Origin of the sequence: Pseudomonas sp. Teo4, assembly GCF_034387475.1 — a bacterium.
Taxonomy (GTDB): Bacteria; Pseudomonadota; Gammaproteobacteria; order Pseudomonadales; family Pseudomonadaceae; genus Aquipseudomonas.
The window spans coordinates 1,223,626-1,248,111 of record NZ_JAXCIL010000001.1; the positions used below are offsets into that span (position 1 = coordinate 1,223,626).

The window sequence follows — 24,486 nt, forward strand, 5'->3', positions numbered from 1 at the left end:
TGCCTCCACGACAGCGAACCGTGGAGTCACCCATGACCACAACAACGAATCCACCGCCGCAATGGTCGCGGCGGCGCGCCGAAAAGCAGCGCCGTCTCGACCGGGTCCGGCACCTCGCCGACGGCGTGGTGTTGCCCACCGAGCGGATCGTCGAGGCCCTGGAACTGCTGATCGCCCCTGGCGACCGGGTGGTGCTCGAAGGCAATAACCAGAAGCAGGCCGACTTTCTCTCGCGCTCGCTGGCCAAGGCCGACCCCGAGCGCTTGCATGACCTGCACATGATCATGCCCAGCGTCAGCCGAGCCGAGCACCTGGACCTGTTCGAACGCGGCATCGCCCGCAAGCTCGACTTCTCCTTCGCCGGCCCCCAGAGCCTGCGCATTGGCCAACTGCTGGAAGACGGCCTGCTGGAAGTCGGCGCCATTCACACCTACATCGAGCTGTACTCGCGGCTGCTGGTCGACCTGATACCCAACGTCACCCTGGTCGCCGGCTTCATGGCCGACCGCGAGGGCAACCTCTACACCGGCCCCAGCACCGAGGACACGCCAGCGCTGGTCGAGCCGGCAGCGTTCAGCGACGGCATCGTCATCGCCCAGGTCAACCAGTTGGTGGAGCGCACCAACGAGCTGCCTCGGGTCGATATTCCGGCGTCCTGGGTCGACTTCGTGGTGGTCGCCGACAAGCCGTTCTACATCGAACCACTGTTCACCCGCGACCCGCGCCACATCAAGCCGGTACACGTGCTGATGGCGATGATGGCCATTCGCGGCATCTACGAGAAGCACCAGGTGCAGTCGCTCAACCACGGTATCGGTTTCAATACCGCCGCCATCGAGCTGATTCTGCCGACCTACGGCGAGTCCCTGGGGCTGAAAGGCAAGATTTGCCGCAACTGGACGCTCAACCCGCACCCGACCCTGATCCCTGCCATCGAAACCGGCTGGGTCGAAAGCGTGCACTGCTTCGGCACCGAACTGGGCATGGAGGACTACATCGCCCAGCGCCCGGACGTGTTCTTCACCGGCCGCGACGGTTCGCTGCGTTCCAACCGCATGATGTGCCAACTGGCCGGGCAGTACGCGGTGGACCTGTTCATCGGCGCCACCTTGCAGGTCGACGGCGACGGCCATTCGTCCACCGTGACCCGTGGCCGCCTGGCCGGTTTCGGCGGTGCGCCGAACATGGGCCACGACCCACGGGGCCGGCGCCATGCCACCCCGGCCTGGCTCGACATGACCGTGCCCGAAACCCTGCTCGAACGTGGCCGCAAGCTGGTGGTGCAGATGGTCGAAACCTACCAGGAGGGCGGCAAACCCACCTTCGTCGAGACCCTCGATGCGGTCGACGTCGCGAAGAAAGCCGGCATGCCCCTGGCACCGGTGATGATCTACGGCGACGACGTCACTCACTTGCTGACCGAAGAAGGCATTGCCTACCTGTACAAGGCGCGCAGCCTTGAAGAACGTCAGCAAATGATCGCTGCCGTGGCCGGGGTCACCGCCATCGGCCTGCGCCACGACCCCAAGGACACCCTGCGCCTGCGCCAGCAAGGCCTGGTGGCCTTGCCCGAAGACCTTGGCATTCGCCGCACCGACGCCAGCCGTGAACTGCTCGCCGCACGCAGCATCGCTGACCTGGTGGAATGGTCCGGTGGTTTGTACAACCCGCCTGCACGGTTCAGGAGCTGGTGATGGATACTTTGAATCTGCAACCGGATTGGCCTCATCACAGCTCCATGGGCTATGGCATCCCTGTGGGAGCGGGCTTGCCCGCGAAGAGGCCCGCACGGGCACCCTCCATCCTCCTGGCCGACCACCTCGCCGACCTGGCCGTGGAAGCCCTGATCGACGAAGCCGACCTGTCGCCCAAACCCGGCCTGGTGGACCGCCGCAGCAGCGGCGCCCACAGCGACATGAGCCTGAGCCTGATGCACGCCTCGGCGCTGGCACTGTGGCCATGCCTGCGGCAGATGGCCGAAGCCGCCCAGGCCCATGGCGAAATCGGTCAGCCATTGCGTGCCACCCTTGGCCGGCTGGGACGCGAAGGTGAAACCGCGATGCTCGCCACCACCGGGGGCGTGAATACCCATCGCGGCGCGATCTGGGCCCTCGGGCTGTTGGTGGCGGCCCGCGCACTGGGGCAGGGTGGCCCAAGCGCTGTAGCCGCCCGCGCCGGACGTATCGCGCTGATCGACGACCCTGCAGCCATCGTCCAAGACAGCCACGGCACCCAGGTGCAGCGCCGCTATGGCACAGGCGGTGCCCGCGAACAGGCGCAATTGGGCTTCCCCGCGGTCATCGACCATGGCCTGCCACAACTGCAGCGAAGCCGCGCCACCGGGGCGACTGAAACCCATGCCCGGCTGGACGCCTTGCTGGCGATCATGGCCGCGCTAAGCGATACCTGCGTGCTCTGGCGCGCCGGCCCACAAGGCCTGGCGACGGTCCAGCAAGGTGCCCGCGCCGTGCTCGATGCCGGCGGCAGCGCCACCCTGGACGGGCGCCGACAACTGCGCCAGCTGGATGCCCGACTGCTGCAACTGAACGCCTCACCAGGTGGTGCCGCCGACCTGTTGGCCGCCTGCCTGTTCCTAGATTCTGCCGGGAGCCTGTGACATGGAGACCCTGACCTTTCAATTTTCCGCCGCCGAGCCTGGCCGTGGCCGCACCCTGGTGGGCTGCGTGAGCTCCGGCGACCTGGAGGTGCTGATCGAGCCGGGCACCGCCGGGCGCCTGGATATCCAGGTGGTGACATCGGTCGATGGCAGCGGCCCCCGTTGGTCGCAACTGTTCAAGCGCCTGTTCGAGGGCCGCACATTGCCGGCGGTGAAGATCGACATTCACGATTTCGGCGCCACCCCCGGTGTGGTGCGGCTGCGTCTGGAACAAGGTTTCGAGGAGATTGCCCATGACTGACATCGACCGCTTGCTGCACAGCCGCAGCTTCGTCGAGCTGGCTGCCCGTCAGCGCGCCCGCGCCTTGCTCGACCCAGGTACCTTCCGTGAACTGCTCGGCCCGTTCGACCGGCTGATGTCGCCCTGGCTGGCGCGCCAGGGCATCGTGCCCCAGGCCGACGACGGCGTGGTGATCGGCAAAGGTCGTCTGAACGGGCGTAACGCGGTGATCGCGGCCATCGAGGGTGGATTCCAGGGCGGCAGCATGGGCGAGGTGGGTGGCGCCAAGATCGCCGGGGCGCTGGAGTTGGCCATCGAGGACAACCGCAACGGCATCCCCACCTGCGCGGTGCTGTTGCTGGAAACCGGTGGTGTCCGTCTGCAGGAGGCCAACCTGGGGTTGGCAGCCATCGCCGAGATCCAATCCGCCATTGTCGAACTGCGCATGTACCAACCCGTGATTGGCGTGATAGCAGGTTCGGTCGGCTGCTTTGGCGGCATGTCCATTGCCGCTGGCTTGTGCAGCCATTTGCTGGTCACCCGCGAGGCACGGCTGGGGCTCAATGGCCCCCAGGTGATCGAGCAAGAGGCCGGCATCGAGGAGTACGACGCCAAGGACCGTCCCTTCATCTGGAGCCTGACCGGTGGCGAACAACGCCACGCCAGCGGGCTGGTGGATGCCTACGTTGCCGATGATGTCGATGGCATCCGCCAGCAGCTGCATCAGTTGCTCGACACGCCGCCAGCCGACCGCGCCAGCCGCCATGCCTGGTTCCACGAACGCCTGTCGCGCTTGGGCGGCGATTGCCCGCAACTGGATGCCGCCGCCGTACGTGCCCTCTACCAAGGAGAACGCTCATGAACCGCGCACTGAACTGGTTGCCGGGCTTGGCCGGTGGCGAAGCCTTGCCGGGCTACCCCGCGTCGATCCAGGTGGTCGATGGTGAACTGGATAACCGCCTGGCGCGTTTCATCGCCGTGGTGCCCGACGCCGACAATCCGTTTCCCCGGGCACGTTCGGGCGAGGTCGGGTTGCTTGAGGGCTGGGGCCTGGCCAAAGCGGTGAGTGAAGCGGTAGAGGCGGATCGCGACGGTGAAAAGCGCGCCATCGTGGCGGTCATCGACGTACCGAGCCAGGCCTATGGCCGTCGTGAAGAGGCGCTGGGCATCCACCAGGCTCTGGCGGGTGCAGTGCAGGCCTATGCCCAGGCGCGCCTGGCCGGCCACCCGGTGATTGGCCTGCTGGTCGGCAAGGCCATGTCCGGTGCGTTTCTGGCCCACGGCTACCAGGCCCAGCGGCTGATCGCCCTGGAGGACGACGGCGTGATGGTCCATGCCATGGGCAAGGCGGCCGCAGCGCGCATTACCTTGCGCAGTGTCGAGGCGCTGGAAGCCCTGGCCGCCGAAGTGCCGCCGATGGCCTATGACCTGGCCAGCTACGCCTCTCTTGGCCTGCTGTGGCGGCGTCTGCGGGTGGACAACGCCCAGGCCCCGAGTGCTGCGGACCTGGCCCTGGTGCGCAATTGCCTGGCTGAGGCCGTGCACGATATTGGCAGCTCCACGTCGCTGGCGTCGCGCCTGCAGGGCGAACACCGCAGAGCTTCGCGCGAGGTTCGCGAACAGCTACGCCGCCAGTGGCAGGAGGCCTGACATGACTGCCCCGCGCCCGCACGACCTGCTCTGGGGCATGACCCCGGACGACCTGCCTGATGCCGCCCCTGCCTGGGCGCATCAGGTGTTGGCCGCCGGCCAGCCGGTGGTGGTGCGCCGGGCATGCTGCCCGGACGGGTGGGTGGCCGTGGGCGTTCGTGGGCAGGGGCGTGCGCAACGGCTTGGCGTGCAGATGCGTCTGGACAAGGTCCTGCGACAACTGAGCCCACAGGCGTTGCGTTGGCAAGGCGACAGCCCTTGGCCGGCGCTGCAGGCCCTGGCGTCGGTGGCCCCGGTGCTGAACGCCAGCGGGCTGCCTTGGGGGCCAACCGGGGGCGTGGGTTACCAGCTTGCCACCGGTTGCAACGTGCTGCACCTGGCCAGCGATCTGGACCTGGTGATGCATACGCCGCAGCCTTTGACCCGGGCGAAGGCGCGTGAGTGGCTGGACATTCTGGACTGCGCACCTTGCCGTATCGACCTGCAACTGGAGACGCCGACGGGTGCCGTCGCCTTGCGCGAATGGGCGGGGGGGGCACGCCGTGTTCTGCTCAAGTCAGCCACTGGCGCGCGCCTGGTCATCGACCCCTGGAGTGTCCTGGAGTGTGCAGCGTGAGCAGCCTGTTCGCATTCCCAGGCCAGGGCGCCCAGCAGGCAGGCATGCTGCAGCGCTTACCTGATGGCAGCGGCCTGTTGCTGGAAGAGGCCAGCGATACCTTGGGCGAGCAGGTGCTGAAACTGGACAATCCCGTCGCCCTGCAATCCACTCGGGCCGTGCAGCTGTGCCTGCTGCTGGCCGGGGTGGCCTGGGCGCGCTGGTTGATGCAGCGCAGCCCGGCGCCTGACTATGTGGCTGGGCTGTCGATCGGGGCTTACCCCGCCGCCGTCATAGCCGATGCGCTGGACCTGCCCGATGCCGTACGCCTGGTGGCCCTGCGCGGCGAGCTGATGCAACGGGCGTATCCGCAAGGGTACGGCATGACCGCCCTCAGCGGCCTGGACCTGGCCAGTGTCGAGCGTTTGCTGGCAGAGGTGGGTGGCGAGGTGTTCCTGGCCAACCTCAACAGCGACAACCAGATCGTCATCGCCGGCAGTGATGCGGCGATGGCGCAAGTGGCTGCCAGGGCGCGCAGCCAAGGGCAGGGCGTGGCACGTCGGTTGGCTGTCAGCGTGCCGTCCCATTGCGCGCTGCTCGACGAACCGGCGCAGGCGCTGGCCGAGGCCTTCGCCGAGGTGACAGTGCGCCGCCCACGTATCACTTACCTGAGCGGCACCAGCGCGAGGCCGATCTTCGACCCGCAGCGCCTGCGCGACGACCTGGCCGGCAACATGGCGCGGGTGGTGAATTGGCGTGCTACGTTGCGCAACGCCTATGAGCGCGGTGTGCGCCTGCACCTGGAGCTGCCGCCGGGCAACGTGCTCAGCGGCCTGGCGCGGCCGGTGTTCGAACAGGGCAGGGTGCTGGCGGTCGAGTCCACCCGCTGGGATACCGTCGACGCGCTGTTGCGCCAGGAGGTGGCTCACGACCGATGATGACCGTGGTGGCCGCATCGCCGGCAAGCCGGCTCCCACAGGTATGGCATTGAACTCTAGATCTGCGCGGTCCATGTGGGAGCCGGCTTGCCGGCGATGAGGCCGGAACAGGCAAGGCAAGAAAGCGTTATCGAAGAACAACAACAAGCAACTTCGACACAAGCTGAGGACAACAACAATGATCATCTATGGTGTGGCTCTGCTGGCGGTATGCACGCTGGCCGGCGTTATCGTCGGCGACTTCCTGGGCGTGCTGCTGGGCGTCAAATCCAATGTGGGCGGGGTCGGCATCGCCATGATCCTGCTGATCTGCGCACGGCTGTACATGCACCGTAATGGCGGCATGAGCAAGGAGTGCGAGTTCGGTGTCGGTTTCTGGGGCGCCATGTACATCCCGGTGGTGGTGGCCATGGCCGCGCAACAGAACGTGGTCACCGCCCTGCATGGCGGGCCCGTGGCACTGTTGGCCGCCGTCGGCGCGGTGCTGGTGTGCGGCCTGACCATCGCTGTGATCAGCCGTAGCCACCGTGGTGAACCTTTGCCCGCGCCTGACGCGGACCTTGCAACCAACGCGCAGGCTGCCCCTGCAGGAGGTCGTTGATCATGTGGCCAATCATTGATAACGCTCTGGAGCACAACGGCCTGATCACCGCCTTCGCGGTGGTCGGCGGGATCATGTGGTTGTCGGTGTTGCTGTCCAAATACCTGACCTTCGGCCGGGTGCACGGCTCGGCCATCGCCATCGTCATCGGCCTGGTGCTGGCCTGGGTCGGTGGCACCGTGACCGGCGGGCAGAAAGGCCTGGCTGACATGGCGCTGTTCTCGGGCATCGGCCTGATGGGCGGGGCCATGTTGCGCGACTTCGCCATTGTCGCCACGGCGTTCGAGGTGCAGGCCACCGAAGCGCGCAAGGCTGGCATGATCGGGGCGATCGCGCTGCTGCTTGGCACCGTGCTGCCGTTCATTGTCGGCGCGGCGGTGGCTTATGCCTTCGGTTACCGCGATGCGGTGAGCATGACCACCATCGGTGCCGGTGCGGTGACCTACATTGTCGGACCAGTGACTGGCGCGGCGTTGGGCGCCAGTTCGGATGTGGTGGCGTTGTCGATTGCCACAGGGTTGATCAAGGCGATTCTGGTGATGGTGTTCACCCCGGTGTCGGCGCGCCTGCTGGCGCTGGACAACCCGCGCTCGGCCATGGTGTTCGGCGGGCTGGCGGGGACGGTATCGGGAGTGACGGCAGGGTTGGCAGCGACGGATCGGCGGCTGGTGCCCTATGGCGCTCTGACGGCGACCTTCCACACTGGGCTGGGGTGCTTGATGGGGCCTTCGATTCTGTACTTCTGTGTGCGGGGGTTGGTGGGCTAGGCATCTGCGGCTGCTATGCAGCCGATCGCCGGCAAGCCGGCTCCCACATGGAGCGCGCATGCCTTGAGGTCACAGCAGTACCTGTAGGAGCCGGCTTGCCGGCGATGAGGCCGGTACCGGCAACAAAAGGCAGTTGCCTCCCACAGTTAAAGCGGTGATCTCGAGGTCGACGCAGCCCATGTGGGAGCCGGCTTGCCGGCGATGAAGGCCACTCAGATTTCCCGGCTGTACATCCGGCATTCCGCCAGCAACGCCAACAAGTTCGGCTCCCGCTCGCGGGCCTTCAGAAACACCACGCCAATATGCTGCTGCAGCCGATAACGCGGCTGCAGCGGCACCAGCCGCACGCGGTTTTCGTACACCGCCGCGATCCGCCCCGGCAGCAGGGCAAACCCCACGCCCGAGCTGACCATGCTCAGCAGGGTGAAGATATCGTTCACCTGCATCGCCACCTTCGGCTCGAACCCCGCCTGCTGGAACACCCGCGCACCATCGCGGTGGGTGGCGAAGCCTTGGGTCAGGGTGATGAAGGTGGAGTCGGCCAGGTCGGCCAGGTCGACTTCGGCCTGCCCGGCGAACGGCGAGTCGGTGGGTACCGCCAGGAAGATATCGTCCGAGAACAGCGGCAACTGCTCGCAGGCCGGGTCGTTGACGCTGTCGTCCAGCGACACCAGGATCGCATCCAGTTCGTGGTTCTTCAGCCGTTGCAGCAGGTCGACGTTCGAGCCCAGGGTCAGGTCGATGTTCAGCTCGCTGCGCCGAAGCTTCAGGCCCATCACCAGCTTGGGCACGGTCTTGACCGTCAGCGAATACAGCGCGCCAAGGCGAAAACGCTCGGCATAGAAGCCCGCCGCTTCGCGGGTCTGGCGCACCATTTGTTCGGCGTCCTGAATCAGCTGGCGCGCTTTTTTCTCCAGCACATAGGCGCTTTCCAGCGGAATCAGCTGACGGCCTTCGTGCTTGAACAACGGGCAACGCAGGGCGCTTTCCAGCGAATGGATCGCCCGGTGCACGCTCACCGCGCTGGTGGACAGCTCGGCGGCGGCGCGCCCGAGGTTGCCGCTGCGCATGAAGGCGAGGAAGGTTTCGAGCTTCTTGAGGGTCAGTTCTTCGTCGATGAGCATGGAATGGCCCGCTGGCGAGGGAGACTGATCTTGCCACAAGCGCAGCGGGTTTGGTTCAGGTCAGGCGCGTTGTACCTTGCCGGCTTGCTCGTGCTGCTGCACCAGCGCCTTGATACGCGGAATCAGCTCCTGTCCGTACTCCACGGCATCGCGCAACTGGTCAAAGCCACGGAACAGGAAGGTGGTCACGCCCAGCTCGTAGTAGGCCAGCGCGGCCTCGGCCACCTGGTCGGCCGTGCCCACCAGCGAGGTGGAGTTGCCAGCACCGCCACCCAGCGCGGCGATCTCGGTCCACAGGCGGGTGTCGTGCACCTTGCGCTGGCTGGCCAGTTGCACCAGGCGTTCGGAGCCGACGTTGCTCTTGCCGAAGTTCTTCTCGCGGCGGTTGCCCTGGCGAATGCCGATGCGCTGCTGGGCATCGGCGAGGATGCGTTCGGCGCGTGCCCAGGCCTCTGTCTCGGTGCCACCCAAGATCGGCCGCAGCGACAGGCTGAAGCGGATCTGGTGTTCGCGACCATGGCGTGCGGCGGCCTTGCGCACCCGGGCGATGCGCTCGCGCACCTGCTCCAGCGGCTCGCCCCACATCATGTAGACGTCCGCATGCTTGGCCGCGACTTCGATCGCCGCGTCGGAAGCGCCCGAGAAGTAGATTGGCAACTGGTTCACCGGCTTGACCAACGTCAGGTTGTCTTCGACCCGGTAATGCTCGCCCTGGTGGTCGAACGGCTCGGTTTGCGTCCAGGTGTTGCGCATCACCTGCAGGTATTCGTCGGTGCGGGCGTAACGGGCGTCCTTGTCGAGGAAATCGCCGTCGCGCTGCAGGTCGCCGCTGTCGCCGCCGGTAATGACGTTGATCGAGGCGCGGCCGCGGCTGAGCTGGTCAAGGGTGGCAAGCTGACGGGCGGCGAAGGTGGGGGCCTGGAACCCTGGGCGATGGGCCACCAGCAGGCCGATGCGTTCGGTCAGCGCGGCCACGTAGCTGGCCAGAATCAGCGAGTCGGGGGCGCTGGTGTTGACCGCCAGCAGCGCTTTGTCGAAACCACCATATTCCTGGGCCTGGGAAAAGGCCTTGATGAATTCGAGGTCGACCAGCGGGCCGCGTGGTGCCTGTGATTCGCTTCCTTCCTGGGGGCCGATTAGGCCGATGAATTCGAGACTCATGAAACAGAACTCCTTGTCGTGTTGGGCTCAGGCTACTGCCGGCTGGGTGCGGCGCAGGGTGTTGCGGTTGCCGGGCACGCTCAGGCCGAAGTTGTCGCGCAGGGTGCTGCCTGGGTATTCGCGACGCGCCAGGCCGCGTGCTTGCAGCACCGGCACCACGTGTTCGGTGAAGTACTGCAGGCCGTCGGGCAGCAGCGAGTTGATGATGAAACCGTCGGCGGCACCGTTTTCAAACCAGTGCTGCAGGGCATCGGCGACCTGCTCGGGGGTGCCGGTGAAGTCGCGGCGCGGGCGCGAGAAGCGCAGCGCCAGTTGGCGCAGGGTCAGGCCTTCATCGCGGGCCAGTTGCTTGAGCTGGTCCGAGGTGCCCTTGTGGCTGTCGTTGCCCAGGGTGCCCAGGTCGGGGAAGGGCGCGTCCAGGTCGTGCTGGCTGAAGTCGTAGTCGTTGAACGGGCGGCCCAGGGCGACCAGGGCGTCCTCGATGCTCACCAGGTCCACGGCTTGCTGGTAGCGTTGCTCGACCTCCTGGGCATCGCGGCCGACGATGGGGCGGATGCCGGGCAGGATGAACAGCTGCTCGGGGTCGCGGCCATGGCGGGTGGCGCGCTGCTTGAGGTCCTGGTAATAGGCGCGGGCATCGTCGAAGCTTTCCGGGCTGACGAAGATCGCGTCGGCGTTCTGCGCGGCGAAGTTGCGTCCGTCCTCCGACACGCCTGCCTGGAATATCAGCGGCTGGCCCTGGGGCGAGCGCTGGATGTTCAACGGTCCCTTGACCTTGAAGAACTCGCCCTGGTGGCCGAGGGTGTGCAGCTTGGCCGGGTCGAAGAACTCGCCGGTCTGCTTGTTGCGGGTGAAGGCGTCATCTTCCCACGAGTCCCACAGCCCTTTGACCACCTCGACGTGTTCGCGGGCGATGCGATAGCGCACAGCATGTGGCGGGTGCTCGGCCTTGCCGAAGTTGTCAGCGGTGCCCGATAGCCACGAGGTAACCACGTTCCAGCCGGCCCGCCCGCCGCTGATCAGGTCCAGCGAGGCGAACTGGCGCGCCACCTGGAACGGCTCGGTGTAGCTGACCGTGACCGTGGCCACCAGGCCGATGTGCTCGGTGACGGCGGCCAGCGCCGAGAGAATCGTCAGCGGCTCGAAGCGGTTGAGATAGTGCGGGCTGGAACGGGTGTGGATGTGCAGGCTGTCGGCGATGAAGGCGAAGTCAAACTTCGCCGCCTCGGCCAGTTGTGCCTGATGTTTGTAGAAACCGAAGTTGACGCTGGCATCGGCCAGTGCCTCGGGATGACGCCATTCGCCCCAGCCGTGGCCGACACCATGGATCATGGCGCCCAGGTGGATTTGTCGTGTGCTCATGGGAATACCTGTGGGTTGTGCTGCAAGTGGAATCGACGCAGCCATGCGCCACCGGCCACTGAGGTGGTGGTGAAGCAGGGAAGGTCGTAATAGAGGGTCATGCGCGCAAGGCTCCTGGCGTGGTCGTTGTGGACGGCCTCCGCCAGGAAAGGGGTCGGTCTGGAGTGACCTTAGCGGGTGTGAGGTGGGGTTGTGAAAGGCTTTGTGGTTCTATGCTAATTATGTTTATTGTTAATAAAAAAATATTTAGAAAATGCGTAATTATGATTTTATGATCGGCGCCGCTTTGCGCCTCACCAGCACACATCCAAGTCATGTGCTGATCCTGTGGGGGAACTGTCTTGTGGTGCTTGTACTGGCCTCATCGCCGGCAAGCCGGCTCCCACATGGACTGCGCTGACCTTCAGATCACTGCCGTACCTGTGGGAGCTGGCTGAAACTGTCCAACTTTTTTGGGGCAGTCCAGGTACTGCAGTGATCTGAAGGTCCGCGCGGTCCATGTGGGAGCTGGCGCCAGCCTGCGATGGGCCGCAAAGCGGCCCCGACAACCCTGAATTATCAGGCCGCAGTGGCATTGCGCCGCCCCGCAATCGCCGCAATCAGCTCACGGGTGTAATCACTCGCCGGTCGCTCGAACACCTGCGCCACCGCCCCTTGCTCCACCACGCGTCCCTGGCGCAGCACCAACACGTGGTCGGCCATATTCGCCACCACCGCCAGGTCGTGGGACACCAGCACATAGGCAATCCCCAGCTCCCGCTGCAGCTCATCCAGCAGGGCAAGTATCTGTGCTTGCACCGAAACATCCAGCGCACTGACCGGTTCGTCGAGCAACAGCAAATCCGGTTGCAGCGCCAAGGCCCTGGCAATCGCCACCCGCTGACGCTGTCCGCCCGACAGCTCCCGTGGCAGCCGGTCGAGGTATTCCACCGGCAGATGCACTCGTGCGATCAACGCGCGCGCCGCCTGCTCCAGCTCGGCACCTTTGAGCAGGCCGAACGAGACCAGCGGCTCGACGATGCTGTCGAACACCGTGAAGCGCGGGTCGAGCGCGGCGAAGGGGTTCTGCTGCACCAACTGCACGCGCCGACGCAGCGGCCGGAAGGCACGCCAGCCAAATCCGGTGACATCTTGCCCGTCGAACAGCACCTGCCCCTGGCTGGGCGCTTCCAGCCCCAGCGCGATACGCAATGCGGTGCTCTTGCCTGAGCCAGACTCACCCACGATGGCCAGCGTCTGGCCAGGGTACACATGCAGGCTCAGGCCTTGCAGGGCCGTGAACCGTTCGGCCTGGCCTTTGACGCGAGGCAGCGTGAAGTCTTTGCCGACGTTGTTAAGGCTCAGAATCGGCGGTGTGTTCGGTGAAGGCCTGAAGGGCCGTCTGACCCGCGTGGCGAATGCCGGCGCTGCAGCCAGCAGGGCTTGGGTGTACGGATGTTGCGGCGCCTGCACGATCTGCCCAGGCGGGCCTTGCTCGACCAGTTCGCCGTGCTTCATCACCAGCAAGCGGTCGGCGCGTTCGGTGGCCATGCCCAGGTCGTGGGTGATGATCAGCAGCGAAATGCCGCGTTCGGCCACCAGCCGCTGCAAGTGGTCGAGAATCTTGCGCTGCACCGTCACATCCAGGGCGCTGGTGGGTTCGTCGGCGATGATCAGCCGGGGGTTGCCGGCCAGGGCAATGGCGATCAGCACCCGCTGGCGCATGCCACCCGACAGCTCGTGGGGGTACTGGCGCGCGCGCTGTGCCGGGTTGTCCAGGCCGACCTGGGCCAGTAGCTCCAGCACATCGGCGTCCACGCCCGGGTAGCGGCGCCCGTGTGCCAGGGTCAGCGCTTCGCCGATCTGTTGGCCAATGCGCAGGGTCGGGTTGAGGCTGACCATGGGGTCCTGCGGTACCAGGCCGAGTGTGCGGCCACGCAATTGGCGCTTCTGCCGCTCGCTGGCCCGCGCTACGTCGACACCCTCGACCCACAGCTGGCCGGCGTCGATGTGTGCGCCGCCGGGCAACAGCCCCAACAGGGCATTGGCCAAGGTCGATTTGCCCGAGCCGGACTCGCCGACAATGGCCACGGTTTCGCCTTGGCTCAGGGTGAACGAGAGGTGTTTGACGGCCTGGGTGATGTGGCCGCTGGTGCGGTAGCTGACGCTGAGATCGCGCACGGCGATCAAAGGCTGGTCGCTCATCAAAGATGCTCCTCGAAGCTGCGGGCGAGATGGTTCAGGCTGAACACCACCGCGACCACGAACAGGCCGGGTAGCAGCGAAACCCAAGGGGCGGTCACCAGAAAATGCCGGCCGTTGGCGATCAGCGTGCCCCATTCCGCAGCTGGCGGGGCCGCGCCGAAGCCGAGAAAGCTCAGGCCGGCGGTGGCCAGGATCGCGGCGCCGAAGTCCAGGGTGGCCAGCACTGCAACTGGGCCCCAGGCGTTGGGCAACACATGCCGCAGCAAGGTGCGGCCCCAACTGGCACCGCCCAGGCGTGCAGCCTCGACATAGGGCAGGGTTTTCACCCGCAGCACTTCGGCGCGGGTGGTGCGGGCAAAGCCGGGGATGATGCCCACGCCGACAGCCAGCGCCACCGGCACGGTGCCAAACCCGATGGCTGTGACAATCGCCAGTGCCAGCAGCAGGCCAGGCAGTGCCAGCAACACATCGATGACGCGCATGATCGCAGCGTCCAGGCGTCCACCGGCAAAGCCGGCCAGCACGCCCAGGCTCAAACCGCCGGCCAGGGCAATGCCCACTGCCAGCAGGGCCGCCTGCACCGACAGGCTGGCGCCGTAGACCACGCGGGTATACAGGTCGCGGCCCAGCTCGTCGGTGCCGAACCAATGCACGGCGTTGGGTGCGGTGAGTTTGTCGGTGGGTGAGGTGGCGTAGGGGTCGAAGCTGGTCAGCCACTGCGGTAGCAGGGCTGCCGTCAGGGCGAAGGCCACTATCAGCAACGCCAGGCTGAAGCCGCGGCGGTACAGCAACGGCTTGATCTGCGCACTCAGGCGTTGCAGGTGAGTGCGACGCTTCCACGGCGTTGGGGTTGCCAGCGCGGTATACAAGCGAGTGTCGGCGGTCATGTCAGGTCACCTTCGCAGTGTGGGTAATGCGCGGGTCGAGGTAGGGGTAGAGCAGGTCGACGATCAGGTTGACCAGCACGAAGGCCGCCGCCGACACAGCGACGATGGCCAATACCACTGGGATGTCCTGGCGCAGCACGGCCTCCTGGGCCAGGCGGCCGACACCGTTGCGCGAGAAGATGGTCTCCACCAGCACGGCGCCGGACACGGTGTTGCCCACCTGCAACCCGACCAGGGTCAGGATCGGCAAGGCGGCGTTGCGCAGGGCATGGCGCGCCTGCACCTGGCCCCGGCTCAGCCCCTTGGCGTAGGCGGTGACGATGTAAGGTTCTTGCCAGACGCCCTGGAAGCCCCGTTGCAGCACTTGGGCATACACCGCGGCGCTGGGGATGGCCAGGGTGATGGCCGGCAGCACCAGGCTGTCAAAGCCCTGGCTGCCGGTGGCGGGGAACCAGCCCAGGCCAAAGGCGAACACCTGGATCAGCAGCAGGCCCATCCAGAACACCGGCACCGAAAAGCCCAGTGACGGCAAGCGGGCCAAGGCCACTTTCAGCGGGCGCCATTGCAGGTAGGCGGTCAAATAAGCCAGGCCGATGCCGCCCAGCAGCGACAGGGCGATGGCCAGGCCCGCCAGCGACAGGGTCTGTGGCAGGCGCTCGGCCAGCAGTTCGGCCACCGGTCGGTTGAGCGACAGCGACTGGCCCAGGTCGCCGTGCAAGGCGCGCCAGAGCAGGTCGAAATACTGCTCGAAGATGCCCTTGTCCAGCCCGTAGTAGGCCCGCGCCTTGGCCAGGTCTTCTGGCGACAGGCCGTCGGCCTCCATGCCCGAGGCACTGAGCATGATCGCCAGGGTGTCGCCGGGCAGCAGGTAGAGAATGAAATAGGTGATGCTGTAGGCGCCCCAGAGCACCAGCAGCGCCTGGCCGACCCGGCCGATCAGGTAGCGCTTCATGGCTGCGTCACCTGGATATCGCTGAGGAAGGCAAAGCCCTCGGCGGTCCAGCGGAAGTCCTTGACCCGCGGCGCGGTGGCCGCCTGCCAGACCCGTTCATACAGCGGAAACGCCGAAGCCTCGTCGACCAGCAGGTCCTGCAGCTGGCCGTAGGCCTTGGCGCGTTGTGCATCCTGGGTGGCGGTGATGCCGCTGTCGAACAGTGCCTGGGCCTGCGCCAGGGTGTGTGGCTCGTAAGTGTTGGTGGCGACGGTGGCGCTGTTGGCGGTGCGTGGGTCGAGGATGGTCTGCAGGATGATCGGGTCGGCACGGGTCATGTAGGTGGAGGTCAGGTCGTAATTGCCCGAAGCATTGCCGGCCACCCACTCGGCGCGGGTCAGGACGTTGAGCTTGAGGTCGATGCCCACCTTGCGCAACTGGTCCTGCACCAGCACGTCACCTGCGGATTCGGCAGGGGTGAGGTTGTAGCGCAGGGTCAGGCGCTTGCCGTCCTTGTGCCGGTAACCATCGTCGCCCTTGTGCCAGCCTGCGGCATCGAGCAGGCGTTCGGAGCCTTGCGGGTCGTAGGCCAGCTTGTCGGCCTGTGGTTTGAAGAACGGCGTGGTGACGTCGTACACCCCGCTGACCACCGGGAACTCGCCGTTGTACACCGTATGCGCGTAGCTCTTGCGGTCGATCGCCTTTTGCAGCGCCAGGCGCACTTGGCGATCGGATAGCAGCCGGTCGTTGCGCGTGTTGGGGTAGAGGTTCAGGGCAGGGCCAGGCAGCGAACGGCTCTGGATGGCCGCGCCCTTGGACTGGAACAGCTTCAGGTCAACCTCGGAAAACGGGTTGCGTGGCCAGAGAATGTCGGCCTTGCCTTGCAGGAACAGGCCGTTGCGCACGCTTTCTTCGGGGATGTAGCTGATGTCCACGGCGTCCAGGTGGGCGGCACCTGGGTTTTTCACGTTGGCCGAGGCCCAGGCGTAGTCGGCACGCTTGACCAGGCGGGCGCCGACTTCGGGGGTGTAGTGTTCCAGCACGAAGGGGCCGGTGCCGATGATCTTGCCGAGCGAGCGTTCCTTGGCGGTGAGTTTGTAGGAGGCGGGGGCGAGAATGGCCAGGTTGGTGGTCGACGTGGCCTGCAGGAAACCGGCGTTGGGGCGCGACAGCACCAGGCGCACGGTGAAGTCGTCGACCACTTCGGCATGGTCGAAGCCGGCCAGGTAGGTGGCGCCGAAGGTGGCGGGCAATTGGGTGGCGAAGGCTTTGTTGCTGTCGAACGCGGCTTTCACGGCATTGGCGTCGAAGCGCTCGCCATTGCTGAAGGTGACGTCCTGGCGCAGGTGGAAGGTGTAGGTCAGGGCATCGTCGCTGACTTCCCAGCTTTTCGCCAGCCAAGGAATGATGCGGCCCGAGTCGGGGTCCTGGTCGGTCAGCGACTCGGCGACGTTGCGCAGCAGCACGCGGTGTTCCAGCCAATAGACCTGGAATGGGTCGACGCTGACCAGGGTGGTGTTGTCGCCCCAGAAGGCGATGCTGAGGGTTTTGCTGGCGGTGTTTTCCGGGGATGGCGAGCAGGCGGCCAGGGTCAGGGCGCAGGCGGCCAGCAGGCTTTTGGCGAGGCGGCGTGGGGGCATGGGGTGGTCCTTGGTGGGTAGAGTGGCTGTACCGGCCTCATCGCCGGCAAGCCGGCTCCCACAGGTTCTGCACACTCCCTGTGGGAGCCGGCTTGCCGGCGATGAGGCCAGTCGAATCAGAGCTGGTAATCACGCCCTTCACGGTCCAGTTGCCGAATCAACGCATCCCAGTGCCGTTGGATGCCCTCGCCAAGCCCGTCGGAAAACCGCTTGGACTGTTCATGCACCTTGGCAATCGCCGCTGGCGATGCATGAAGCAACTGGTCATTGCCCCCCGCCTGCGCCGCCACCTGGATGTTGCAGGCCCGCTCCAGCCCATGCAGCTCGCGGAAGGCATGCTCGACGCTGATGCCGCCCGTCAGCAGCCCGTGGTTGCGTAGAATCAGGATGTTGCTGGGGCCCAGGTTGGCCACCAGCCGTTCTTGCTCGTCCAGGTCCAAAGCCACGCCTTCGTAGTCGTGGTAAACAACCCGGCTGTAGTAGGCCAGGGCGTGCTGGGAAATCGGCAGCAAGCCGTCGCGCTGGGCTGATACTGCGGCGCCGTCTCGGGTGTGGGTGTGCAGCACCGCCTTGAGGTCCGGGCGGGCGCGGTGGATGGCGCTGTGAATCACGTAGCCGGCCTGGTTGATGCCCAGGCCCAGCGGGTCGTCGATAATCGTGCCGTCGACATCCACCTTCACCAGGTTGGATGCGGTGATTTCATCGAACAGCAGGCCAAAGGCGTTGATCAGGAAGTGCTCGTCCGGCCCAGGCACCCGGGCCGAGAAATGGGTGTAGATATGGTCGGTCCAGCGGAACAGTGCCGCCAGCCGGTAGGCGGCGGCGAGCTTGACCCGCACCTCCCATTCTTCGGCGCTGACCCGCTGGCGCACGCTGCTTTCGTTGGGGGATACCACAGACAATGAACTCATGATGCTCTCCAGAAATAAGGGTCAATAGCCGCGCTGGGTGTCGACCAGGTTGCGCAGCACGAGCTGCTCGCGGTAACGGGCGAAGTTGTCGAGGAAGGCTTCGAGGAAGGCCGGGTAGCCGTCTTCGGAAATCGCCGAGGTGTGCGGCGACAGGAACACTCGGGGGTGGTGGTACAGCGGATGTCCGGCGGGCAGGGGCTCCGGGTCGGTGACATCGAGGCTGGCGCGCGCGATCAGGCCGCTGTCCAGTGCTGTAAGCAGCGCCTGCTGGTCGAGCAAGCCGCCCCGGGCGATGTTGATCAGGTGCAGTCCGGGTTTGGCGTGGGCCAGCACGGAGTGGTCGATCAGGCCACGGGTGGCGGGCGTGAGCGGGGCGGCCAGCACCAGGTGGTCGCTGTTGGCGAACAGCTGGTGCAGGTTTTCGACGCGCTCGACGCCTGGTACTTCGGCAATCGCCTGGCCAGGACGGCTCAGGGCCAACACCCGCATGCCCAATGCGCTGGCCTTGCGCGCCAGGCTCTGGCCAATACTGCCGAAGCCGAAGATGCCCAGGGTGCGGCCACGCACGGGCGCCAGCGCGGTCAGGCGCCAGTCGGCATCCTTCACCCACAGCCCCGGCAGTTGCTTGGCAGCGGCGAACACCAGGGCCAGGGCGAACTCGGCCACCTGTTCGGCATTGGCCCCCTTGCCGCTGGTGACGGGTGGCCCCTGGAAGACCCAGTCGGGGTAGAAGTCGATGCCCGAGGACACCAGTTGTACCCAGCGCAGCGACCCAGGCCACCCCGGCGGCGGTGCGTCGACGCGGTTACCGCGGACGTTAATCGGGCGAACGATGAACACATCGGCGGGCACGTCCAGTTGCAGCTGGTTGGGCGCGATGTCGACCACTTCATGGTCGGGCAGGTGCTCGCGCAGGTACTGGTTGGCTTGGGCGTCGAGCTGGCTGGCAATGATCGAGTGGCTCATGCTGCCACCTGCGCCAGCGCATTGCGCCCGGTCTGGCCGAGGACCACATCGTCCTGCGGGGTATGAATACGGCTGCACAGCACGTCGCGGTAATGCCGCTCCAGCGGGTTGCGCCGCGAGAGCCCGGGGTTGCCGGCGGCTTCGATGGCCAGCTCCACGGCCTGGATGGCATGGCTGCTGACCAGGTGCTTGAGCTGCCCGGCATGGTGCGGTTCGATCAGCCCGGCCACGGCCGAGTCGAGCAGGTTGCGGTTGGCGAACAGCAAGGTATCGATGCGCCCAACCACTTCCTGGAAGCGCGGCAGGCTGGCCAGTGGCGCACCAAGGTTGGAGGGCGCGCGCTGGTTGAGGAACTGCACCAGCCAGTCGCGGGCGGCCTGGGCCACGCCGTCGTACAGCGCCGGCAGCAGCACCGACATCCACAGCAGGGCGGTGCCGTCGAGTTCCGGGCGCGGCGCGCTGGCGGGGCTGACGCTGACGGCATGGTCGAGGGGAATCAGCACATCGTCGAAGCGCACCTCGTGGCTGCAGGTGGCGCGCATGCCCAGATGGTCCCAGTCCTCAATGATGCTGATGCCTGGCGTGTCCTTGTGCACCAGGTAGCCGCCGACCAGCGGGTCGTGGTCGTCGCTGCGGGCCCACACCAGGTACCAGGTCAGGCCATGGCTGCCGGTGGAGTAGATCTTGCGACCAGACAGTCGCCAGCCCTCGGCGGTACGCCGTGCCACCGTGGCGGGCAGGCCGCCACGGGCGGGGGTGCCCAGCTCGGGTTCGACCCGGAAGGCATTGATCAGTGCGCCGTTGTCCACGGCATCGCGGGCCAGCTGCAGGCGCAGGTGCTCGGGCCAGCGCGTTTCGTCCTGAAGACGGAAGTGTTGCAAGTACTGCATCACCAGAATCAGCGCGGTGGACGGGTCGCCCTTGCCGACGGCGGCGACGACCCGACGTGCCGTGGCCAGGTCGGCGCCGCCGCCGCCCAGGTGGCGGGGCACGGTCAGGCTCAGCAGGCCGTGCTGGTGCAGTAGCTTGAAGTTGTCGTGGGGGAACTCGGCGCTGCGATCGTAGCGCTCGGCATTGGCGGCCAAGGCCTGGGTCAGTTCGGCGAGGGTGCTGTCGGACGGGGGGTGACTCATGGGGGCATTCATCCCTGGAATACGGTGGGTTGCTAAGACCGTATTCGTATGGATGAAGGCTGTAAAAGTCTTTTTTGTTCTATGCTAATTATTTGTTTTAAGAATTAAATTGTTTTTATGTTATGCGTTATTTGCATTTAGTGATCTTGCTCGAAGCCCACCCGCTCGCGTGGTCCTCGTGGGAGCTGGCGCTAGCCTGCGATGGGCCGCATGGCGGCCCCAGTGTGGGTGCTCACCCAGCTTGCAGCCGACTGCCCGCAATCTCTCCAAACAACTCCACCGGCTCCTGCAGATTCCCCAGATACCGCGGATGGAACAGCCACAAATCCACCTGTGGCTTGAAGTCGGTCACATTGACCACCTCCAGCGCATCGCGATGACGGCTGCCCTGCAACAGCGGCTCAGGCACCAGCCCCAACCCTTGGCCATTGGCAACCAGGCCCAATTGCAGCTCGGTGCCGAAGGTCTCCAGGTTGATCGACAGGCTCAACCCCTGTTCGCTCAGCGCCCGTTGCAGCCCGGCGCGAAAGCCACAGCCGTCGGGGTTGAGCACCCAGCCACGGGTGTAGCAGTCCTTGAGCTTGTAGCTGCGCTTGCTGGCGCTGCCCTTGGCGGCCACCACCCGTAGCGGCATGCGGGCGATCGATTGGCTGGCGATGCCCTCGGGGAAGATCTTGCCCGGCGGGAACAGCGCCGCGGCAGCGTCGAGTTCGCCGTTTTCCATGCGCGCAATCAGGCTGCTGCCCCAGCCACTGGTGACCTGGGTGCGCAGCTGCGGGTAGGTGTCGCGGATCTGTGCCAAGGCATCGAGCAAAACCACATCGCCGAGGGTCTGCGGCACGCCCAGACGCAAGGTGCCGGACGGCGCGCCGTCGTTGGCCACCAGCTCGCGCAACGAGTCGATCTCGCGCAAGATCGCTTTGCACTGCTCGTATACCCGCAGCCCCATGGGCGTCGGCTTGAGCGGTTTGGTATTGCGGTCGAGCAGGGTGGCGCCCAGGTCTTCCTCGAAGTTCTGCACACGGCGCGTGATGGCCGGTTGGGTCAGTTGCAGGGCCTCGGCGGCAAGGTTGGTCGACTGGCAACGGATGACCGCCACGAAGGCGTCCATGTCATCGATTTTCATATTCGGCGCTCACATATTGAGACGGTAGGACATGCCTTCAGAGCATAATCCCCATGGCGCCGATTGTCACAGCGACTTCATCTGCCTCAGGCGCTTTCGCGGGCCACCAGCTGACACTGCAGCAGGTTAAGGCGCGGCACCTCGCCGTCGTGCTCGACCGCCCCCAGGTGCTGCAACACCCGCAGCGCCGCGACCTCGCCGATTTCCCGCGAGGGCGGGCGCAAGGTGGTCAGGCTGGGCATCAGCATGTCGGCGAAGGCGTAGTCGCCAAAGCCCATGATCGCCATGTCTTCGGGCAGGCGCAGGCCGGCGCGCTGGCCCGCAAGCAGCGCACCTGCGGCCAGGTTGTCGTTGGCGAAGATGATCGCCTCGGGTCGCGGCGTTCGGCGCATCAGTGCCTCCATGGCCTGCTTGCCAGCCTCGAACGGGGCGCAGTCGGCCGAAGGCACGAACACCCAAGGTTCGAGCCCGACTTCGCGCAGTGCCTGGCTGTAGCCGTCACGCCGCTCCAGGGCGCTCAGGTCGCCAGCGGCGCTGTTCTGCACGAAGGCAATGCGCCGGTGGCCTTTGCCCAGCAGGTAGCGGCAGGCCTGCAGGCCCACTTGATGGTGGAGGAAGCCGACCTGCAACGGGGCGCGTTCGGGGCAGTAGTCCCAGATTTCCACCACGGGCACTTCGGCGTCGGCCAGCATCTTCTCGGTGGCCGGGCTGTGGAAGCGGCTGGTCACCACCAAGGCCGCCGGCGACCAGCCGAGGAAGGCGCGCACGGCGCTTTCTTCCTGTTCCTCGCTGAAATAACTGGAGGCCAGCAACAGCTGATAGCCGTGGCGGCTGAGGGTATCGCTGAAGGCCTGGATAGTCTGGGCGAAGATCGGCCCGGAAATGTTCGGGATGACCATGCCGACGATACGCCCGCGTGCCGAGGCCAGGCCGCCGGCCACCAGGTTCGGCACATAGCCCAGCGCCTGTACCGCCGCCTGGATGCGCTCGCGCAGGGGCGGGGAGACCTGCTCGGGCTGGTTGAAGTAGCGCGACACGCTGATGGCCGACACATTCGCTGCCCGTGCCACCTCGGCGAGGGTGACGCGGCCGGCGCCACGACGCTTGCGGGGCGGTTCCTTGGCTTGGCTCACAGGGTTGCCTCATGGAGAAATGGCGCGATGTTAGCGCTAACCGGCAGCGTGCTGGCAAATAACTATCGTGCATATAAATCTTATTTTTTATTATTTGACCTGCTAAGCGGCACGCTCTGATACTTGCTCATGTTAGCGCTAACAAGCGCTGCTGTTGGCAAGCGCCTGCCACTCGCACGAGCGAGACCAGACACCCACAGCAACACCCGTGTCGGCCCATTATTCGTGGGCCTGGTCTGGTCCCTAAGGCAGTGAGCATCATGCAGACAAGCCGTATTCCGTATCCCTCCAGTCAACTGGCCGTGGCCGTGCTGCTGGCCGCCATCGGCCAGGGCGCCCTGGCCAGCGAGTCGACCGCAGTGGCCGACGCACCGCAGGCCACCGCGCTGAGCGCCGTGACCGTCACCGCCACCCGCCGCGAATCCACCCTTCAGGAAGTCCCGGTGGCGGTGTCGGTGGTCGACGGCGAGCAACTTGAGCGCGACAACCGAAACAACGTGGCCAGCATCGTGCAGCAGGTGCCCACCCTCAACTACCGCGCCGGCGCCTCGAACAAGGACACCTCGCTGTTCATCCGCGGGGTAGGCACCATCTCGACTTCGCCCGGTGTGGAGCCTACCGTCGCCACGGTGGTCGATGGCGTGGTGTTCGGTCGCCCCGGCCAGTCCACCCTCGACCTGCTGGACCTCGAACGCATCGAGGTGTTGCGCGGCCCCCAGGGCACGTTGTTCGGCAAGAACGCCTCGGCCGGGGTGTTGAACATCGTCAGCAAGGCGGTTCCCGAGCAGACCCAAGGCTATGTGGACTATTCGCACTTCGGCGGCGGCGACGAGAACCGCCTGCGCTTTGGCATCGGCGGGCGCCTGAGCGAACAGCTCAAGGGCTCGCTGAGCACCCTGTGGGGCGACTACGACGGCAATGTCGAAAACGTTGTCAACGGCCATGACGTGAACGGTTACGAGCGCAAGGGCGCGCGCGGCAAGCTTGAATTCGAGCCCAGTGACGACCTGCGCCTGACCTTGATCGCCGACTACATGAAAGGCGAGGACACCCTGCCCAGCGGTGTGGTCACCCAGGCCAGCACGGCCATCGCCAACCAGTTGCGTCCGGTGACGGTCAGCGCCCACAAACGCGACATCAACAGCGATTTCAAAACCCATGTCGAAGACGAGAACCAGGGCCTGTCCGCCCAGCTCGACTGGCAGCTGGGCGATTACACCCTGACCTCGATCAGCGCCTGGCGCGGCTGGGACAACACCCAGTACCAGGACGGCGACCGCCGCGCCTTGCTGCCGCTGACCGCCTCCCATGACAAGGGCACGGTGGACTATGACCAGTACAGCCAGGAGTTCCGCCTGACCTCGCCCAAGGGGCAGTTCAACGAGTACGTGCTCGGTGCCTTCTACATGCATGGTACCTCCAACGAGACCTACCAGCGCTTGTCGGTGAACGGCGGGGTGGCCAACAGCGGCCGGGCCGACTACTCCACCACCAACGACAGCGTCGCGTTGTTCGGCGAAAACACCTTCAATTTCACCGACGATTTCCGCGCGATCTTCGGCCTGCGCTGGACCCACGACGACCTCGACTACGACCACCGCCGCGTCTCTACCTCGGCGACCGCCGTCACCGGCATCCAGCCCTCGACCGCAAGCAGCGGTTCGGTGGACGAGGACGGCTGGAGTGGCCGCACCGGCTTGCAGTACGACTTCAACGACAACCTCACCGGCTACGTGACCTATTCACGCGGCTACAAGGGCCCGGCCTACAACGTGTTCTTCAACATGCAGCCGCGCGATACCGAGGCGTTGAAGCCGGAAACCTCCGATGCTTACGAGGTGGGCCTGAAGGGCACGGCGCTGGACAACCGGTTGATGGCCAACCTGGCGGTGTTCCACACCGACTACGACAACTACCAGGCCAACTTCTTCGACACCGTGGCCAACCAGGTGGTGACCCGCCTGGTCAACGCCGGCAAGGTCAAGACCCAGGGCGTCGAGCTGGACGCCAGCTTCCAGGCCACCCGCCGGCTCAAGCTGTCTGCCGCGGCGGCCTACACCAAGGCCCGGGTCGACCATTTCAACTGCCCGGCCGGAGCCGCCGCCAGCTGCGATATCGACGGTGGCCGCTTGCCGTTCACGCCGGATTGGAAGACCTACGTACGAGCCGACTATGTGATCCCGCTGGACAACGGCCTGGATGTCGAGTTGTCCAGCGACTACAGCTGGCAGGACTCGGTGCAGTTCAGCCTCGACCAGAACCCCGACACCGTGCAGGGCGCCTACGGCATCTGGAACGCCAGCATCGCCCTGGCCGATTACAACGATGGATGGCGTGTGGCGCTGCTGGGCAAGAACCTGGGCGACAAGTCCTATGCACAGATGCTGGCCAGTGGCGGGGACTACATCTACCGGGCGGTACCGCGGGATGACGGGCGCTACTTCGGCGTGCAGTTGCGCAAGGACTTCTGACCCAAGGGC

General features: G+C 65.8%; 22 protein-coding genes. 10 read left to right on the top strand and 12 right to left on the bottom strand.

Annotated elements, in window-relative coordinates; genetic code table 11:
• The first annotated feature begins 32 nt into the window (after positions 1-32).
• The 9 genes from mdcA to madM all read left to right on the top strand — a co-directional run bounded on the left by mdcA (position 33) and on the right by madM (position 7,448).
• Positions 33-1,694, top strand: a complete 1,662-nt coding sequence (gene mdcA / locus PspTeo4_RS05805) for a malonate decarboxylase subunit alpha (RefSeq protein WP_322362789.1) — start codon at positions 33-35, stop codon at positions 1,692-1,694.
• Positions 1,694-2,617 (top strand): triphosphoribosyl-dephospho-CoA synthase, encoded by a 924-nt coding sequence (locus PspTeo4_RS05810; RefSeq protein ID WP_322362790.1) that lies wholly within the window; start codon positions 1,694-1,696, stop codon positions 2,615-2,617. The genes mdcA and PspTeo4_RS05810 overlap by 1 nt, the downstream gene beginning before the upstream one ends.
• Before the next feature lies 1 nt (position 2,618).
• Entirely contained in the window at positions 2,619-2,918 is a 300-nt protein-coding gene (locus tag PspTeo4_RS05815; RefSeq protein WP_322362791.1) for a malonate decarboxylase subunit delta, read from the top strand.
• Complete coding sequence (locus tag PspTeo4_RS05820; protein ID WP_322362792.1) at positions 2,911-3,759, top strand: biotin-independent malonate decarboxylase subunit beta; 849 nt, start codon at positions 2,911-2,913, stop codon at positions 3,757-3,759. Before PspTeo4_RS05815 ends, PspTeo4_RS05820 begins: the two co-directional genes overlap by 8 nt.
• Positions 3,756-4,547 (top strand): biotin-independent malonate decarboxylase subunit gamma, encoded by a 792-nt coding sequence (gene mdcE / locus PspTeo4_RS05825; RefSeq protein ID WP_322362793.1) that lies wholly within the window; start codon positions 3,756-3,758, stop codon positions 4,545-4,547. The genes PspTeo4_RS05820 and mdcE overlap by 4 nt, the downstream gene beginning before the upstream one ends.
• Before the next feature lies 1 nt (position 4,548).
• Complete coding sequence (locus PspTeo4_RS05830) at positions 4,549-5,163, top strand: malonate decarboxylase holo-ACP synthase (RefSeq protein WP_322362794.1); 615 nt, start codon at positions 4,549-4,551, stop codon at positions 5,161-5,163.
• Positions 5,160-6,080, top strand: coding sequence for a malonate decarboxylase subunit epsilon (gene mdcH / locus PspTeo4_RS05835; protein WP_322362795.1), 921 nt, complete (start codon positions 5,160-5,162; stop codon positions 6,078-6,080). Before PspTeo4_RS05830 ends, mdcH begins: the two co-directional genes overlap by 4 nt.
• 178 nt (positions 6,081-6,258) lie before the next feature.
• Positions 6,259-6,681 carry a malonate transporter subunit MadL gene (gene madL / locus PspTeo4_RS05840; RefSeq protein WP_322362796.1) on the top strand — a complete coding sequence of 141 codons (423 nt, stop codon included), beginning with the start codon at positions 6,259-6,261 and terminating at the stop codon, positions 6,679-6,681.
• A 2-nt stretch (positions 6,682-6,683) separates the two neighbouring features.
• The gene (gene madM / locus PspTeo4_RS05845) at positions 6,684-7,448 is read left to right on the top strand and encodes a malonate transporter subunit MadM (protein ID WP_322362797.1); all 765 of its coding nucleotides are present in this window, start codon (positions 6,684-6,686) and stop codon (positions 7,446-7,448) included.
• Positions 7,449-7,660: 212 nt separating this feature from the next.
• Here madM and PspTeo4_RS05850 read toward each other — a convergent pair whose 3' ends face one another.
• The 12 genes from PspTeo4_RS05850 to PspTeo4_RS05905 all read right to left on the bottom strand — a co-directional run bounded on the left by PspTeo4_RS05850 (position 7,661) and on the right by PspTeo4_RS05905 (position 22,006).
• A complete protein-coding gene (locus PspTeo4_RS05850) occupies positions 7,661-8,572 on the bottom strand; it encodes a LysR substrate-binding domain-containing protein (protein ID WP_322362798.1) in 912 nt (303 codons plus the stop codon).
• 60 nt (positions 8,573-8,632) lie between these two features.
• Positions 8,633-9,733, bottom strand: coding sequence for an LLM class flavin-dependent oxidoreductase (locus tag PspTeo4_RS05855; protein WP_322362799.1), 1,101 nt, complete (start codon positions 9,731-9,733; stop codon positions 8,633-8,635).
• 27 nt (positions 9,734-9,760) lie between these two features.
• Complete coding sequence (locus PspTeo4_RS05860) at positions 9,761-11,095, bottom strand: LLM class flavin-dependent oxidoreductase (RefSeq protein ID WP_322362800.1); 1,335 nt, start codon at positions 11,093-11,095, stop codon at positions 9,761-9,763.
• A gap of 558 nt (positions 11,096-11,653) precedes the next feature.
• Positions 11,654-13,279, bottom strand: coding sequence for an ABC transporter ATP-binding protein (locus tag PspTeo4_RS05865; protein WP_322362801.1), 1,626 nt, complete (start codon positions 13,277-13,279; stop codon positions 11,654-11,656).
• Positions 13,279-14,166: an ABC transporter permease gene (locus tag PspTeo4_RS05870; RefSeq protein WP_322362802.1), complete on the bottom strand. Its 888-nt coding sequence runs from the start codon at positions 14,164-14,166 to the stop codon at positions 13,279-13,281. Before PspTeo4_RS05870 ends, PspTeo4_RS05865 begins: the two co-directional genes overlap by 1 nt.
• A gap of 1 nt (position 14,167) precedes the next feature.
• Entirely contained in the window at positions 14,168-15,118 is a 951-nt protein-coding gene (locus PspTeo4_RS05875) for an ABC transporter permease (RefSeq protein WP_322362803.1), read from the bottom strand.
• Entirely contained in the window at positions 15,115-16,737 is a 1,623-nt protein-coding gene (locus tag PspTeo4_RS05880) for an ABC transporter substrate-binding protein (protein ID WP_322362804.1), read from the bottom strand. The genes PspTeo4_RS05875 and PspTeo4_RS05880 overlap by 4 nt, the downstream gene beginning before the upstream one ends.
• Before the next feature lie 116 nt (positions 16,738-16,853).
• Positions 16,854-17,648 (bottom strand): class II aldolase/adducin family protein, encoded by a 795-nt coding sequence (locus tag PspTeo4_RS05885; RefSeq protein WP_322362805.1) that lies wholly within the window; start codon positions 17,646-17,648, stop codon positions 16,854-16,856.
• A gap of 21 nt (positions 17,649-17,669) precedes the next feature.
• On the bottom strand, positions 17,670-18,614 hold the full coding sequence (locus PspTeo4_RS05890) for a D-isomer specific 2-hydroxyacid dehydrogenase family protein (protein WP_322362806.1): 945 nt from the start codon (positions 18,612-18,614) through the stop codon (positions 17,670-17,672).
• Positions 18,611-19,747, bottom strand: a complete 1,137-nt coding sequence (locus PspTeo4_RS05895) for an acyl-CoA dehydrogenase family protein (protein ID WP_322362807.1) — start codon at positions 19,745-19,747, stop codon at positions 18,611-18,613. Before PspTeo4_RS05895 ends, PspTeo4_RS05890 begins: the two co-directional genes overlap by 4 nt.
• 232 nt (positions 19,748-19,979) lie before the next feature.
• Positions 19,980-20,873: a LysR family transcriptional regulator gene (locus PspTeo4_RS05900; RefSeq protein WP_322362808.1), complete on the bottom strand. Its 894-nt coding sequence runs from the start codon at positions 20,871-20,873 to the stop codon at positions 19,980-19,982.
• 86 nt (positions 20,874-20,959) lie between these two features.
• Positions 20,960-22,006 carry a LacI family DNA-binding transcriptional regulator gene (locus PspTeo4_RS05905; protein ID WP_322362809.1) on the bottom strand — a complete coding sequence of 349 codons (1,047 nt, stop codon included), beginning with the start codon at positions 22,004-22,006 and terminating at the stop codon, positions 20,960-20,962.
• Between the two features lie 260 nt (positions 22,007-22,266).
• On the opposite strand from PspTeo4_RS05905, the gene PspTeo4_RS05910 reads away from it, so the two are divergent.
• Positions 22,267-24,477, top strand: a complete 2,211-nt coding sequence (locus PspTeo4_RS05910) for a TonB-dependent receptor (protein WP_322362810.1) — start codon at positions 22,267-22,269, stop codon at positions 24,475-24,477.
• Positions 24,478-24,486: the final 9 nt, after the last annotated feature.

What these genes read in the sequence shown, in the direction of transcription:
- PspTeo4_RS05885 (WP_322362805.1), bottom strand. Translation starts at nt 17,648, where the DNA reads ATGAGTTCATTGTCTGTGGTATCCCCCAACGAAAGCAGCGTGCGCCAG.
- PspTeo4_RS05860 (WP_322362800.1), bottom strand. Translation starts at nt 11,095, where the DNA reads ATGAGCACACGACAAATCCACCTGGGCGCCATGATCCATGGTGTCGGC.
- PspTeo4_RS05865 (WP_322362801.1), bottom strand. Translation starts at nt 13,279, where the DNA reads ATGAGCGACCAGCCTTTGATCGCCGTGCGCGATCTCAGCGTCAGCTAC.
- PspTeo4_RS05810 (WP_322362790.1), top strand. Translation starts at nt 1,694, where the DNA reads ATGGATACTTTGAATCTGCAACCGGATTGGCCTCATCACAGCTCCATG.
- PspTeo4_RS05850 (WP_322362798.1), bottom strand. Translation starts at nt 8,572, where the DNA reads ATGCTCATCGACGAAGAACTGACCCTCAAGAAGCTCGAAACCTTCCTC.
- PspTeo4_RS05890 (WP_322362806.1), bottom strand. Translation starts at nt 18,614, where the DNA reads ATGAGCCACTCGATCATTGCCAGCCAGCTCGACGCCCAAGCCAACCAG.
- madL (WP_322362796.1), top strand. Translation starts at nt 6,259, where the DNA reads ATGATCATCTATGGTGTGGCTCTGCTGGCGGTATGCACGCTGGCCGGC.
- PspTeo4_RS05855 (WP_322362799.1), bottom strand. Translation starts at nt 9,733, where the DNA reads ATGAGTCTCGAATTCATCGGCCTAATCGGCCCCCAGGAAGGAAGCGAA.
- PspTeo4_RS05875 (WP_322362803.1), bottom strand. Translation starts at nt 15,118, where the DNA reads ATGAAGCGCTACCTGATCGGCCGGGTCGGCCAGGCGCTGCTGGTGCTC.
- PspTeo4_RS05895 (WP_322362807.1), bottom strand. Translation starts at nt 19,747, where the DNA reads ATGAGTCACCCCCCGTCCGACAGCACCCTCGCCGAACTGACCCAGGCC.
- mdcE (WP_322362793.1), top strand. Translation starts at nt 3,756, where the DNA reads ATGAACCGCGCACTGAACTGGTTGCCGGGCTTGGCCGGTGGCGAAGCC.
- madM (WP_322362797.1), top strand. Translation starts at nt 6,684, where the DNA reads ATGTGGCCAATCATTGATAACGCTCTGGAGCACAACGGCCTGATCACC.
- PspTeo4_RS05910 (WP_322362810.1), top strand. Translation starts at nt 22,267, where the DNA reads ATGCAGACAAGCCGTATTCCGTATCCCTCCAGTCAACTGGCCGTGGCC.
- PspTeo4_RS05870 (WP_322362802.1), bottom strand. Translation starts at nt 14,166, where the DNA reads ATGACCGCCGACACTCGCTTGTATACCGCGCTGGCAACCCCAACGCCG.
- PspTeo4_RS05815 (WP_322362791.1), top strand. Translation starts at nt 2,619, where the DNA reads ATGGAGACCCTGACCTTTCAATTTTCCGCCGCCGAGCCTGGCCGTGGC.
- mdcA (WP_322362789.1), top strand. Translation starts at nt 33, where the DNA reads ATGACCACAACAACGAATCCACCGCCGCAATGGTCGCGGCGGCGCGCC.
- PspTeo4_RS05830 (WP_322362794.1), top strand. Translation starts at nt 4,549, where the DNA reads ATGACTGCCCCGCGCCCGCACGACCTGCTCTGGGGCATGACCCCGGAC.
- PspTeo4_RS05900 (WP_322362808.1), bottom strand. Translation starts at nt 20,873, where the DNA reads ATGAAAATCGATGACATGGACGCCTTCGTGGCGGTCATCCGTTGCCAG.
- PspTeo4_RS05820 (WP_322362792.1), top strand. Translation starts at nt 2,911, where the DNA reads ATGACTGACATCGACCGCTTGCTGCACAGCCGCAGCTTCGTCGAGCTG.
- PspTeo4_RS05880 (WP_322362804.1), bottom strand. Translation starts at nt 16,737, where the DNA reads ATGCCCCCACGCCGCCTCGCCAAAAGCCTGCTGGCCGCCTGCGCCCTG.